Source organism: Xanthomonas sp. MLO165 (genome assembly GCF_018831305.1).
Classification (GTDB): Bacteria; Pseudomonadota; Gammaproteobacteria; order Xanthomonadales; family Xanthomonadaceae; genus Xanthomonas; species Xanthomonas arboricola.
On sequence record NZ_CP029263.1, the window covers coordinates 413,191 to 427,024 of the forward strand.

Below are 13,834 nucleotides of genomic sequence, written 5' to 3' on the forward strand. Positions count from 1 at the left end.
GCGTTCGCGGGCACGGCGCGCGAACACGCGCCTCCCGCTGGTCGGCGTGGCATGTAATGCGATGTAAACGTATGCGGGGCTGCATGCAGTGCCCGGAGTGCGAACCGGAGCGCAGATTGCGCCGTTGCCACACCGGCACCATCGCCGTCAGACCGGTGCGGCAGAGGGGAGCACCACCGCCAAGGATCTCCACCAACGGCACCGCAGGAGGCGCCCATGTCCGACCATCCACACCCACGCCGCACGGCGGCGGCAGCCCCGCATCCCATCGACCAGACGCCGGCAGCAACCGCCGGGATCACCCGCCGTCGCGTGCTGCAGGGCGCAGCCGGCGCGGTGGCACTGGCCGGCCTCGGGTGGGGCGGTCGCGCGGCTGCGCAGAGCGCCACCCTGCCGTTTGCGGGCCTGAACCTGTCGGGCTTGGCCTCCAACAGCTATGTGGAGAATGCGGAGATCGGCACGCACTATCGCGCCATTACCGCACAGCACGTGGCCGCCGCCGGGGCCTGCCCGTTGTTCCGGCTGCCGACCACCGCCGCGCGCTTCACGCGGGGGCAGGGCCTGGCCTTGAACGAGACCTACTGCAGCCAGGTCCAGGATGCGCTGGACCACATCGCCGCCCGCGGCAAGCGCGCCATCGTGGAGCTGCATGACTATATGCGCCTGCCGCAGCGGGTGGCCGTCAAGTCGGGCTATCGGCGCGACGCCAGCGGAACGCTTGTGGATGCGCGCGGCAACCGTATCGACGACCCGGCGGCCGCCGCGGTCTGGGCCGACACCTATCCGCTGCGCAATTTCGGCTACCAGGGCTATTTCGATCGCCGCGATGGGCTGCTCAAGCTGTACGAATACCGCGTGATCGGCACGCCGGGGTGCACGCTCTACAACGCGTCCGGCCTGCCCGACCTGTGGGCACGCATCGTCAACCGGTTCCGGCAGCACCCGGCGGTGTTCGGCTGGGGCGTGATGAACGAGCCCTATCAGGGCGACGAGCGCGCCGCCGACGGCAGCGTGCTGTCGATGGCGGCGCACTGGCAGAACACCGCCACTGCGTGCTGCAAGACCATCATCGATCGCGACCGCGACCACTTCGTGTTCGTGTGCGGCAACGGCTATGCCAGTGCCCGGCTCTGGCAGGAGGATTCGATGGGCCTGTTCGACATCCCCGATCCCTACAACCGCATCGTCTACGAAGCGCACAACTATCTGGACAACAACGGGGCTGGCGGCGGCAACTGGATCGGACCGGGCGGGCGCAACGAAGTGATCCAGCCCGATACCGGCATCATGATGGTGACGCCCTTCATCGACGCCCTGCGGGATGCCGGCAAGCGCGGTTATCTCGGCGAGCACGGCTACCCGGCCGGCAACCGCAGCGCGGAGGTCGCCACCACACGCATGCTGGCCCATCTGCAGGCGAACAATATCCCCAGCACGCAATGGTGCTTCGGCCCCGGTTGGCCGGATGACGACGTGCTCGGCATGAGCCGCGACGTGGGCGCGGACATCCAGGCCAAGAGCAATCTCGCTGCCGTGCAGGCCTTCTTCGACGTGCGCCTGTCCAGCTACATCCCGCCGCGCTAGCCACGCTGCCGCTGCCGGCACGCGGCGGCGGTTTACACTGGCGGCATGCGCAAGAACCTCCCGTGCCGCGCCGGCTGCGCGGCCTGCTGCATCGCGCCGTCGATCAGTTCGGCCATCCCCGGCATGCCGCAAGGCAAGCCGGCGGGCGTGCCCTGCGTGCAGCTCGACGGCCAGGGCCGTTGTCGCCTGTTCGGGTTGCCGACGCGGCCGGCGGTGTGCGCCAGCCTGCGTCCGTCCGAGGACATGTGCGGCGCATCGCGCGCGCAGGCGCTGGCCACGTTGACGGCACTGGAGCACGCCACGCGGCCGTGAGCCGCGGCACGCCTCAGCTGCCGGTGCCCTGCGCCTTGCGGGAGAAGACCCGCTTGATGCCCGTACCCACGGCAAACACGCCCAACAGCACCAGCTTCCAGCCCTTGGCCAGCAACAGGCCCAGCTTGGCGAACAGCCCGGCCTTGGCCGCCAGGCCACCGCCGATCAGGCCGGCCAGCCCATAGCTGGCGATCTTGTCGGTGGACGGGTTGTGGTCGGCATAGCGCGCGCCCTGGTCGAATTCGGTCATCGGCAGCAATTGCTGCATGCCCTGGCGGACCTGTTCGAGCTGGTCCATGCCGGCGACGGCATTGAGGCTGAGGTAGCCGCTGCGGCCGAGCACGCGGATATCGTAGTTGAGCGTGTGCTGCTGGGCGCCATCGAAGCGCAGTTCCTTGGCCCAATAGAGCTTCTTGCTGCCGGCGTCGTACCGCGGCGGCACCGCCCAGCCGAGCAAGTCGACGGTGCCGTAGCCCTGCTCACGGCGCGCGGCGTTGTCTTCGGCGGTGCCCTTCTGCATGTCGGCCAGCAATTCGCTGTAATCGATCTTGGCGGCATCCTCGTCGGACACATAACCGTCGTCGGCATAGGTCACCACCACTGCCCAGCCACCCGGCGCATCCAGCGCGGGTGTGCGCGGCACGATCATGCCCAGCACGCTGTCGTCGGGCGGGTTGCCCCACAGCTGCTCGAGCACGCGGCGCGTGTCGGCCTTGTCCAGGTAGCGGAATGCCGGGTCCAGATCGAAGTGCGCCTTGGCTTGCGGCACGTCGATGTGGCCGTTGCGGTACTGCAGGGCAGACAGCACCTGCGCTTCGTCGACGGCGTCGGCTGGAATGGCCAGCAGCGACTGGCTCGCGATCAGCAGGCAGGCGGCCAGCAGGCTGCGCAGGGCAAAACGCGTATGCATCGGGTCGAATCCATTCGAGGGCAGCGTCCCCACGCCGCAGGGCGCCGATCTTGCCATGCCTGCGTAGGGCGGACAACGGCTCAGCTGGTGCCGACGGTGCCCAGGTACTGGTCCTTGAGCCGCACATAATGCTGTGCGGAGTAATGCAGGCTTTCGATTTCCTTGTCGCTGAGCGTGCGGGCCAGCCGTGCGGGATTGCCCAGCCACAATTCGCCTTCGCCAACGATCTTGCCCGGGCCGACGACCGCCCCGGCGCCGACAAAGCCGTAGCGTTTGACGGTGGCGCCGTCGAGCACGCAGGCGCCCATGCCGATCAGGCACAGGTCTTCGATGGTGCAGGCATGCAGGATGGTGCCGTGGCCGACCGTGACGTCGGCGCCGATCACGGTCGGGTAGCCGGCCTTGTTGAACGGGCTATGGTGGCTGACGTGGATGATGGTGCCGTCCTGCACGTTGGTGCGTGCGCCGATCTGTACATGATTGACGTCGCCGCGAATCACCGTGCCCGGCCACACCGACACGTCATCGCCCAGGCTCACCTTGCCGATGATGGTGCAGGCAGGATCGACATAGACGCGTGCGCCCAGTTGCGGGGTGTCTTCCAGGAACGAGCGAATCGGGGTCACGATGATCTCCGGCATGTCGGCGTGCCGCCCGGTGCGGGCACGGCCTGCATGATAGCGGGCGAGCGTCTGCATGCGGAAAGCGCTGGTGCGGCAGTGGATCGATCTGGCTGCGGACGTGCCTGATGCAGCGGCGCAGCGTGTTGGAACAGCTGGCGCCAGGGCGTGTGAGGCTGCGCCTGCACATTCGCTGCCGCTTCGAACGGATCGAGGTGTGTGTGGCGGTGAGTAGTCATGCATATGTCGCGTCGTTCAACCTCGCTGCCAGCAGCGTTGCATCCATGCCTGCATCACGAGTGCGGCACTGCGCTTTGCAATCCTGATCGGGCGAGCGTGAGGGTTGCCCGGTCTGATCGCACTCGAGTCACGCGCTGCAGCACTACATGCGAGGTCGATCGTTTCCGTGCAGGCAAGGCGCACACCGCAGATGCCGCTGCGCAGACAGCTCAACGAATGCGTGGAGAGGCAAGCGAAGCGCGCTGCCGGCTTGTTCGATAAGCGCACACCCGTGCAGGCCGCTGTCTTGAACGCCCTCTGCGATCGGCCTAGCGTGCGGTGACGTTGCAACACCCCGACTGTCGTTGCCGCGTTGCAGTGCCGCTGCGCTGTCGAAGGCCGTCGCAGCGTCCAGCGTGCTTGCGTCTTCGTCGTGGCGGCGCTGCGTGAGCGCATGGCCACGCGTGAGGTTGCCAATGCAGCTGCCCTCCCTAACCAGGATCACCCGATGACCCAGAGCGCCGCGACACCTGCACCCTTCGTACTGCAACGCATGACGCCGTTTCAGTGGAGGGCGGTGGCGGTGTGCGTGTTGCTGACCATGCTCGATGGCTTCGATGTGATGGCGATGGCCTTCACCGCCCCGCATGTGTCGGCGCAGTGGCAGTTGTCGGGCAAGCTGCTCGGGGCCTTGTTCAGTGCCGGCCTGGTCGGCATGGCGGTGGGGTCGCTGCTGCTGGCGCCGCTGGCCGACCGCATCGGGCGGCGCGCGACGATCCTGGTATGCCTGGCGATCTTGACCATGGGCATGGGCGCCTCGCCACTGGCCACCGGGGTGTGGCAACTCGGCGCGTTGCGGGCATTTACCGGGATCGGCATCGGCGGCATGCTGGCCTGCGTTGCGGTCATCGCTGCCGAATATTCCACCGCCCAGTGGCGCAGCACGGCACTGGCGCTGCAGGCCACCGGTTATCCGATCGGCGCGACGCTGGGCGGCGCGATCGCAGCACTGCTGTTGCAGCACTGGTCCTGGCACGCGGTGTTTGTGCTCGGCGCGCTGGGGTCGCTGCTGTGTGTGCCCTTGGTGCTGGCGTTCTTGCCTGAGTCGTTGGAATTTCTGATCGCGCGTCGCCCACCCAACGCAGGCGCACGCTTCAACGCAGTGCTTGCGCGTATGGGCATGCCGCCGCAGGCGGTACTGCCGTCACCGCCGCCGCATGGCTCCGGTCGGGCGCGGGGCTATGCGGCCTTGTTCGTGCCGGCATTGCGGCGGCAGTCGCTGTTGATCGCGCTGGCGTTCTTTCTGCTGATGTTTGCGTTCTATTTCGTGCTCAGCTGGACCCCGAAGCTGCTGGTCGTGGCCGGCTTGTCGGCAGAGCAGGGCGTGACCGGTGGCGTGTTGTTGAACCTGGGCGGGATCGCCGGCGGTGCGATCTTCAGCGCGCTGGCCGCGCGTGCGCGGCTGTCGTGGCTGACCGCCGGTGTGCTGGGGCTGTCGGCGCTGGCGCTGCTGGCCTTTGGCTGGTACAGCACGGTGCTGGGTTGGGCGTTCGTCATTGCGGTGCTGAGCGGCGCGGTGCTGTTTGCCGCCATCGCCGGGCTGTATGCGGTGGCGCCGGTGGTCTTCACGGCGGCGGTGCGTTCCACCGGCATGGGCTGGGCGATCGGGGTGGGCCGCTTCGGTGCGATCGCCTCGCCGTTGTGCGTGGGCGTGCTGGTGGATGCGGGCTGGTCGCCGGCGGCCCTGTATCTGGCCTGCAGCGTGCCGCTGCTGCTCGCTGCCATCGCCGTGCTGGGCATGCGCCTGCCGGCGCGCTGAACTTCTCAACCGGCGGTCGCCGCGCGGCGCGAGCGAGTTCTACCGGACCAAAGAAATCCTGCGCACTGCCGATAACCCGACAGACCCTCCATCGTCGTGGCGGGCTCTTCCGCGGACCATTTGCAGATCAGCGCCGGCATGCTCAGAACCATCGATTCAGACCAACTCCGCCCCGGCATGTATGTCTACAAGCTGCTGGGCGCGTGGGTGCACCACCCGTTCTGGAAGACCTCGTTCCTGGTCGATTCGGACGACGTGGAGAAGATCCATGGCAGCCGGATCGAGCAACTGGTGATCGACACCGCGCGTGGCCTGGACCTGGACACGGCGGCGCCGGACGCGCCCGATCCGCAGCCTGAGCCGGAGCAACCGCCGCCGCCAGTACCGGAACCCCCCGAGCCGGCCACTACCACGCGCACCGCGCGGACCAATAGCGTCACCGCGCAGGTCGGCATCGAGTCCGAAGTGGTGCGCGCACGCAAGATCTTCGAAGACGGCCGCGATACGGTCGAGGCGATGTTCCGCGATGTGCGGCTTGGCCGCACCGTCGACACCGAGGCGGCGATGCCGCTGGTGGAGGCCATCAACGATTCGGTCCTGCGGCATCCGCAGGCCTTGATCAGCGTGGCAAGGCTCAAGACCGCCGACGACTACACCTATCTGCATTCGATGGCGGTGGCCGGCCTGATGAGCGGGCTGGCGCGCCAGCTCGGTCTGCCTGAAGGGCAGGTCGTCGAGGCGGCCATGGGCGGCCTGCTGCACGACATGGGCAAGGCGGTGACGCCGCTGGACATCCTCAACAAGCCCGGCAAGCTCACCGACGAAGAGATGGCGATCATGCGCCAGCACCCGCTGGACGGTCATCGCCTGCTGGTGGCCGGCGGCGTGCAGAACGCGGTGGTGCTGGAGATCGCGTTGCACCACCACGAGAAAATGGACGGTAGCGGCTACCCGAACCGCTTGGCGGGCGAGAACATCGCGCTGATGTCGCGGATGGGCGCGGTGTGCGATGTGTACGATGCCATCAGCTCGGACCGCCCCTACAAACGCGGCTGGGATCCGGCCGAATCGCTCAAGCGCATGGCGTCGTGGCAGGGGCACTTCGACCCGGTGGTGTTCCAGGCCTTCGTGCGCCGGCTGGGAATTTATCCGGTCGGCTCGTTGGTGCGGCTGGAGTCGCAGAAACTGGCAGTGGTGATCGAGCAGACCCCCGATGCGCTGCTCAAGCCCAAGGTGCGCGTGTTCTATTCGGCCAAGCTGCGCAGCCATGTGCTGGTGCAGGACATCGACCTGTCGCGCCCGGACTGCCAGGACCGCATCGCGCAGATGGAAAGCCCCTCGGACTGGGGCTTCCGCGATCTCGAGAAGCTCTGGCTGCCGTAACCCGTACCCGTAACCCGCTGGCCACAGGCCGCACGCATGCACGCGGCCTACCTGGCGCGGAGATGCGCTGGGCGAGTGGGCTGGGTCCGCAGGCGTCGTCTGGCGATGGCCGCAGCCCTGCCGTCGTGATTGCCACCACCGCTGCCAGGCCCGGCATGCCGCGCGCACCTGTGCCCGGTGTGCCTGTCACAGGCGTTGCCACCACGCCCGCCAGGCCCATTGACCCGCGTAGTCAATCTGGCGAGCGCGACCATGCTGCGCTGCAGCTTGGCAATGTAGTTATGATCAATAACTATTCCGGAACGCAATCACTTGCCGACCCCGGATCCCATGTCGCAGCCGTGCCTGGATGACCGTCGCTTCCCACACCTGCGTGCCGCCGCATGTGGCCGCCACGTGCTGGCGCTGGACTGGCACCAGCCTGTGGCCGCCTGCCTGCACGGCGGTGCCACGCGCTCGGCGGCCACGCCCACATCGGCATGCCTGCGCGCGTCTACAATGCAGCTCACGCCGCGGATCGGCGTTGCGGGCGGTGAGCGTTGCGCGCACCGGTCCGCCTGTCGTCTTCGCTGCGAGAACCGTCATGTCCGTCACTGCCACTGCCGTACCGCTGCCGGATGCCGTCACCACGGTGGATCAGGCACGCCTGCTGCGGCTGCTGGGCTACCGCATCACCCGCACCGAGTTGCTGGTGCGGCGGATGTTTCAGGACTGCGTGGCTGCGTTCGACCTCAAGCCGGTCGACTTCTCGCTGCTGATGCTGGTGGACGGCAACCCGGGCATCAACCAGCGCCAGATCGGCGACGTGCTGCACGTGTCGGCGCCCAACCTGGCGATCGTGGTGGCACGCCTGGTCAAGCGCCGCCTGCTGCGGCAGGTGCGGGGACGCCAGGACCGACGCATGCAGCATCTGTCGCTGACCAGCGCCGGCGTGACCCTGCTGAGCGCTGCCGAGGCCGAAGTGCTGCGCATGGAACAGCAGCTCAGCGTGGTGCTGGGCAGCAGCGAGGCGCCGTTGCTGCGCGCACTCGACCGGCTGGACCGCCTGGACACCCTGTAATCCGCCGCTGCCGTGCAGGCGCACGGCCAGCTTTCCTGTTGACCTGCGCACGCGCCGTTGCCGGCGTGTCGATCGCGCCTGCCTGACCGTTGTCCCGCCGCAGTTCCCGCTGTTCCTCCCAATGCTGGAGATGTTCGCAGTGAGCTATCGATCGGTCCTGTCTGGGTTGTCTTCCCGCGCGTCGTCACTGCGCCGCGCAGCGCTTGGCATGCTGTCGCTGCTTGCTGCCGGCACGGCCGGCGCACAGAACCTGCCGCAGAGTACGACGCTGACCAACGGCATCAATACCGGCGGCACCAGCTATCTGGACGGCTTCACCCGCACCACGCCCGGCTGGGCGGTGGTCACCTATCTGCGCCAGAGCTCACTGGACGCGATCAAGGATTCCCGCGGTGACGACGTGCCGGTGTTCGACCGCCCACGCATCGATTCCACCCTGCTGCTGACCCAGGTCGCCTATGTCACCCCGTACACGCTCTTCGGCGGCGCAGTGGGCATCAACACGCTGCTGCCGCTGATCAATCTGGATGCTTCGTTCGGGCGCAACAGCATTGCCAGCTTGCGCGACAACGGCGCCGGCGTGGGCGACCTGACCTTTGGCCCGTATCTGCAGATGCTGCCGGTGATCCGCAATGGCAGGCCGGTGTTTTCGCAGCGTTTCGAAATCGATGCGATCGCGCCGATCGGCAAGTTCGACCGCGATCGCGACCTCAATCAGGGCGCCGGCTACTGGTCGCTGGTGCCGCAATATGCGTTCACCGTGTTCCCGACATCCAACTGGGAAGTCAGCGCACGCATCAACTACATCTACAACTTTCGCAGCGAGCGGCGCCCGAACCTGCCGCCGGGCTTCGAGTTCCGCAACGGCCAGGCCGGCGACGCGGGCTGGATCAACTTCGCCACCTCCTGGGAAGTGGTGCCCGACATCCGGCTTGGCGTGAATGCCTATTACCTCACCCAGTTCCGCGATAACCGCACCAATGGGCAGCGCGTGGCCGATACCCGCCAGAGCGTGTTCTATGCCGGCCCCGGCGGCGTGTGGCGGATGGATGCCAACAACATGCTGTTTGCCAATGTGTATCTGCCGGTGGAGGTCAAGAACGCCGCCTCCGGCAACAACGTCAACCTGCAGTACGTCCATGTGTTCTAGCGCCGGCACGGCCGGCCTCTTCGGAGAGTGGCAATGAATTTGCAGAACAAGACCATCGTGGTCACCGGCGTGGCATCGGGCATCGGTGCCGAAGTCGCGCGTCTGGCCCGTTTCCATGGCGCCACGGTGATCGGCGTCGATCGCACGCCGGTGCAGATGTCGCTGCACGGGTTCCACCAGGCCGATCTCGGTGATCCGGCATCCATCGATGCGCTGGTGCAGGCCTTGCCGGCGCGTATCGATGCGCTGGCCAATGTGGCTGGCGTCCCCGGTACCGCGCCGCTGGAGGTGGTGGCGCGCGTCAACTATCTGGGCCTGCGCCATTTGAGCCAGGCGCTGCTGCCGCGCATGACGCCCGGCGGTTCCATCATCAATGTGGCCTCCATCCTGGGCGCCGAGTGGCCGCAGCGCCTGGAACTGCACAAACAACTGGCCGCCACCGACAGCTTTACATCTGGCGACGCATGGCTGCAGGCGCATCCGGTGGCGCACGACACCTGCTACCAGTACTTCAAGGAAGCGCTGATCGTCTGGACGCTGCTGCAGTCGCGGCCCTGGTTCGCCGAGCACGGCGTGCGCGTCAATAACGTTTCGCCGGGGCCGGTGTTTACGCCGATTCTTGGCGATTTCGTCACCATGCTCGGCGAGGAGCGTGTCAAGGAAGATGCCAAGCGCATGACGCGACCGGCGTATGCCGACGAGGTGGCGGAGGCCATCGTGTTTCTCGCCTCCGATGCGGCGCGCTGGATCAACGGCATCACCCTGCCGGTCGATGGCGGGCTGGCGTCCACCACTCTGTAACACCACCCCCTCAGCAGGAGGCTAGACCATGAACGCTCTCCCCAATACCGCCATTGCCGCAAGCGCTGCTCCGGCGTGGCATGGCTGCATCTTCAATGGCGACTGGGTGCCAGGCAACGGCGGCACCGTGCAGATCATCGAACCGGCCACCGGCACGCTGCTGCACGAAGTCGGCAAGGCCGACCTGGCCGATGTCGCCGCTGCCGTGGCGCTGGCCAAGAAAGCGCAGCGTGCCTGGGCAGCCACTGCTCCGCGCGAGCGCGCTGCGGTGTTTCACCGTGCCGCGCAGCTGATGGAAGCGCGCAGTGCCGAAGCGGCGCTGCTGATCGCGCGCGAAACCGGCGGCATCCTGCCCAAGGCCCAGCGCGAAGTGAACGAGTCGGTGGTGATCTACCAGCAGTCTGCGGCGCTGCCGCTGCAGGCGGTCGGCCAGGTGCTGCCGACGGGCGCCGGTCAACTCAGCCTGGCGCGGCATCTGCCGCTGGGCGTGATCGCAGTGATTTCCCCGTTCAATTTTCCGCTGATCCTGTCGCTGCGCTCGGTCGCCCCGGCACTGGCGATGGGCAATGCAGTGGTGCTCAAGCCCGACCCGCGCACGCCGTATACCGGTGGCGTGGTCATCGCGCAGGTGCTGGAAGAAGCGGGCCTGCCGAAGGGACTGCTGCATGTACTGCATGGCGATGCCGCCATCGGGCAGGCGCTGGTCGAATCGCCGGATATCCCGATGATTGCCTTCACCGGCTCCACCGCGGCCGGGCGGCGCATCGGCGAGATCGCTGGCCGGCATTTGAAGAAGGTGTCGCTGGAGTTGGGCGGCAACAATGCAGTGATCGTGCTCGACGACGCCGATCTGGACAAGGCCGCCGCTGCAGTGGCATTCGGCGCCTACATGCATCAGGGACAGATCTGCATGGCCACCGGCCGCGTGCTGGTTCAGCGCGGGATCGCCGATGCATTCACGCAGCGGCTGGCCGAAAAAGCCAGGCATCTGCCGGTTGGCGATCCGGTCAGCGGCACTGTGGCACTGGGCCCGATCATCGACCAGCGCCAGCTGCAGCGGGTGATCGATATCGTGGACGACAGCGTCGCCGCCGGTGCGGTGGTGGAGGCCGGCGCCAGCAACCAAGGCCTGTTCTATGCGCCGACGGTGCTGTCCAACGTGCGTCCGGGCATGCGTGCATTCGACGAAGAAGTCTTTGGCCCGGTGATCAATATCACCGTGTTCGATACCGACGACGAAGCCGCAGAACTTGCCAACCATGGCGAGTACGGTCTGGCTGCGGGCATCCTGTCGGCGTCGGTGTCGCGCGCGATGCGCCTGGGCGACAAGCTGCACACCGGCCTGTTGCACATCAACGATCAGACCGTGGCCGATGAAGTCATCAATCCCTTCGGCGGGACCGGCGCGTCGGGCAACGGCACCAGTGTCGGCGGACCGGCCGATTGGGAGCAGTACACCCACTGGCAATGGCTGACGATCAAGAACGAAGTGCCGCAGTACCCGTTCTGACCGGCGCGGCGCAACCGACCGGGGGGCGGGGCTGCAGGCTAGCCGTGGATCAGCCGCTTTGGGGCTGATCTATCTGCGTTGTCCAAGCGCACCGCTGTTAACCTTGCCCACCGACCATCTCGACTGGGCCTTGCCCGCCCGCCGTCGCGGGACCTTACGCGGCATGGATGCCGCGTACAGGGATGTACTTGCGGCGTGTCCTGCGAGGGTGGGCGGGCAAGGGCTCTGCAGCCAAGCTCCAGACCAGCCGCTCTTACTCGCCAGCGCGGAATTGTGTCGGCGAGCAGCCGGCATGGCGTGCGAAGTAGCGGCTGAAGTATGCAGCGTCGAAAAATCCAAGGCTGGCGGCGATCTGCTGCACGCTCAGACTGGTGTAGCGCAGGCTGCGGCGTGCTTCGAGCATGATCCGGCGCTGCAGTAACTGCAGTGCCGAGGCGCCGGCCAGTCGCTGGCATAACGCGTTGAGATGGCCCGGAGTCAGACCCAGCTGCTCGGCATAGCGGGAGATCGGCCAGTGCGCGCGATAGTGCTGGTCAATCAGGGCCTGATAGCCACGCAGATGGCGCAATGCCGGGTCGGCGTACGGGCTCACCGCAGCCGCATCCTGTGCGTGCTCCAGCGCCGTGCGGGCGGTCCAGATCAACAGCTGCGCTGCGGCGGCGTGCAATGCGGCCTCGTGGCCGATGCGTCGGTACGCGTGATCGCCGGCAATACTGGCAAACAGCACGTCGAGCAATCCGCGTGCGCGGCGTGCGTGCAGGACCTGCGGGACGGTCAGTGCGCCCTGCAATAGTGGCGCGGCACTCAAGGCATTACGTACCAAGGGCATGCACACGGTGATGATGTGGCCGCGCACCTGTGGATCGAATTTGAAGCCATGCACGCATAGCGGTGGCAGCCAGATCACGCTTGCGCCACGCACGCGCTGGCTGCGTCCATCCAGCTGCAGTGTCGCCGGCCCGCGTTGCACGTACAGCAGTTGCGCCAGGTCTTCGTGCCGGTGCGGGGCGATGCGCCAGTCATGCAGCCGGCTGCGTGCGGCAATCGACTCCCAGTGCAACAGCTCGGGCGTGTCGGCATGCTGCTCGCCATACAGGCCGAAGGCGGGAACCGCAGTAGCTGCGGCAGTGGCGTGCGCGCGTGTGGGCATCGTCGAAAAGTCCAAGCACTGCACGCAATCATCCCTTCAAAGCATGTGCTTGGCTACCCACACTGGCCTGCATCCGTCGGCTGAGGCAGGAGCATTGCATGCGAACCCAGATCGCGATCATCGGCGCCGGCCCCTCTGGCCTGTTGCTGGGCGAGCTGTTGCTGCGGGCCGGTATCGATACCGTGGTGATCGAGCGGCAGACCCCGGAACATGTGCTGGGGCGTATCCGTGCCGGCGTGCTGGAACAGGGCAGCGTGGCGCTGCTGCAGCAGGCAGGCGTTGGCGCACGCGTGCAACGCGAAGGCTTGCCGCATCACGGCTTCGAACTGTCGCTGGATGGCCGGCGCGAGCGCATCGATCTGCTGCGCGGCTGCGGACGCAGCGTGACCGTCTACGGCCAGACCGAGGTCACTGCGGATCTGATGCAGGCCCGTGCGCGCAGCGCTGCGCCAACGTATTACAGCGCGCAGGACGTGACACTGTGCGGAGTGGACAGCGACGCGCCTGCGGTGGAATTCACCCACGATGGCCAGCGCCTGCGTATCGACTGCGACTATATCGTCGGCTGCGACGGCTTCCATGGCATCAGCTGCGCCAGCATCCCGCCGGAGCGACTGCGCCTGTTCGAGCGGGTGTACCCGTTCGGGTGGCTTGGCGTGCTTGCCGATACCCCACCGGTCAACGACGAGTTGATCTACGCGCAGCACCCACGCGGCTTTGCCTTATGTTCGATGCGCTCGCCGACGCGCTCGCGCTATTACGTGCAGGTGCCGGCCGATGCGCGGGTGGAGGCATGGAGCGATCAGGCGTTCTGGGATGAGTTGCGTGCGCGTCTGCCAGACGCCTTGTCTGCGCAACTGGTCACCGGGCCGTCGATCGAGAAGAGCATTGCGCCGTTGCGTAGCTTCGTCGCCGAACCCATGCAGTACGGGCGTCTGTTCCTGGCCGGCGATGCGGCGCATATCGTACCGCCCACCGGCGCCAAGGGCCTGAATCTGGCGCTGGCCGATGTCGGCTTGCTGGCGCAATTGTTCGAGCGCTGGAACGCGCGTGGCGATACCGCGGTGCTGCAACAGTATTCGGCGCTGGCATTGCAGCGGGTGTGGAAGGCCGAACGGTTTTCATGGTGGATGACCACCTTGCTGCATACCTTCGACGACCAGGACGCATTCACCGCACGCATTCATGCCGCAGAGCTGGATTATCTGCTGGACAGCGAGGCCGGGCGCGCCACCCTGGCCGAAAACTATGCAGGCTTGCCGTTGGTGGAGCTGCCGGATTGAGCGTAGCGATGGTTGCCGCCGAGACGCCTCGTG

At 66.9% G+C, this 13,834-nt stretch carries 12 protein-coding genes; 9 read left to right on the forward strand and 3 right to left on the reverse strand.

Going from position 1 to position 13,834, the window contains the following annotated elements; all coding sequences use genetic code 11:
* The first annotated feature begins 216 nt into the window (after positions 1–216).
* Both DGN21_RS01795 and DGN21_RS01800 read left to right on the forward strand, forming a co-directional pair.
* Entirely contained in the window at positions 217–1,584 is a 1,368-nt protein-coding gene (locus DGN21_RS01795) for a cellulase family glycosylhydrolase (protein WP_126965403.1), read from the forward strand.
* A 45-nt stretch (positions 1,585–1,629) separates the two neighbouring features.
* Positions 1,630–1,896, forward strand: a complete 267-nt coding sequence (locus DGN21_RS01800) for a YkgJ family cysteine cluster protein (RefSeq protein ID WP_039513263.1) — start codon at positions 1,630–1,632, stop codon at positions 1,894–1,896.
* A 13-nt stretch (positions 1,897–1,909) separates the two neighbouring features.
* Here DGN21_RS01800 and DGN21_RS01805 read toward each other — a convergent pair whose 3' ends face one another.
* Positions 1,910–2,806: a DUF2167 domain-containing protein gene (locus tag DGN21_RS01805; RefSeq protein ID WP_046345395.1), complete on the reverse strand. Its 897-nt coding sequence runs from the start codon at positions 2,804–2,806 to the stop codon at positions 1,910–1,912.
* An 80-nt stretch (positions 2,807–2,886) separates the two neighbouring features.
* Positions 2,887–3,432, reverse strand: a complete 546-nt coding sequence (locus DGN21_RS01810; RefSeq protein WP_160955248.1) for a gamma carbonic anhydrase family protein — start codon at positions 3,430–3,432, stop codon at positions 2,887–2,889.
* Between the two features lie 721 nt (positions 3,433–4,153).
* Between DGN21_RS01810 and DGN21_RS01815 the strand changes: the two genes are divergently transcribed.
* The 6 genes from DGN21_RS01815 (at position 4,154) to DGN21_RS01840 (ending at position 11,368) form a co-directional block, all read left to right on the forward strand.
* Positions 4,154–5,464 (forward strand): MFS transporter, encoded by a 1,311-nt coding sequence (locus DGN21_RS01815; protein ID WP_126965402.1) that lies wholly within the window; start codon positions 4,154–4,156, stop codon positions 5,462–5,464.
* A gap of 138 nt (positions 5,465–5,602) precedes the next feature.
* A complete protein-coding gene (locus DGN21_RS01820; protein ID WP_046346170.1) occupies positions 5,603–6,847 on the forward strand; it encodes an HD-GYP domain-containing protein in 1,245 nt (414 codons plus the stop codon).
* A gap of 583 nt (positions 6,848–7,430) precedes the next feature.
* Positions 7,431–7,907: a MarR family transcriptional regulator gene (locus tag DGN21_RS01825; protein ID WP_126965400.1), complete on the forward strand. Its 477-nt coding sequence runs from the start codon at positions 7,431–7,433 to the stop codon at positions 7,905–7,907.
* A gap of 208 nt (positions 7,908–8,115) precedes the next feature.
* Positions 8,116–9,057, forward strand: coding sequence for a transporter (locus tag DGN21_RS01830; RefSeq protein ID WP_126965399.1), 942 nt, complete (start codon positions 8,116–8,118; stop codon positions 9,055–9,057).
* A gap of 33 nt (positions 9,058–9,090) precedes the next feature.
* On the forward strand, positions 9,091–9,858 hold the full coding sequence (locus DGN21_RS01835) for a coniferyl-alcohol dehydrogenase (RefSeq protein WP_024938803.1): 768 nt from the start codon (positions 9,091–9,093) through the stop codon (positions 9,856–9,858).
* 28 nt (positions 9,859–9,886) lie between these two features.
* Complete coding sequence (locus DGN21_RS01840) at positions 9,887–11,368, forward strand: benzaldehyde dehydrogenase (RefSeq protein WP_126965398.1); 1,482 nt, start codon at positions 9,887–9,889, stop codon at positions 11,366–11,368.
* A gap of 253 nt (positions 11,369–11,621) precedes the next feature.
* Here DGN21_RS01840 and DGN21_RS01845 read toward each other — a convergent pair whose 3' ends face one another.
* A complete protein-coding gene (locus tag DGN21_RS01845; protein ID WP_024938801.1) occupies positions 11,622–12,518 on the reverse strand; it encodes a helix-turn-helix domain-containing protein in 897 nt (298 codons plus the stop codon).
* Between the two features lie 98 nt (positions 12,519–12,616).
* Here DGN21_RS01845 and pobA point away from each other — a divergent pair, with 98 nt between their 5' ends.
* On the forward strand, positions 12,617–13,801 hold the full coding sequence (gene pobA / locus DGN21_RS01850; protein ID WP_215825098.1) for a 4-hydroxybenzoate 3-monooxygenase: 1,185 nt from the start codon (positions 12,617–12,619) through the stop codon (positions 13,799–13,801).
* The last annotated feature ends 33 nt before the right edge of the window (positions 13,802–13,834 follow it).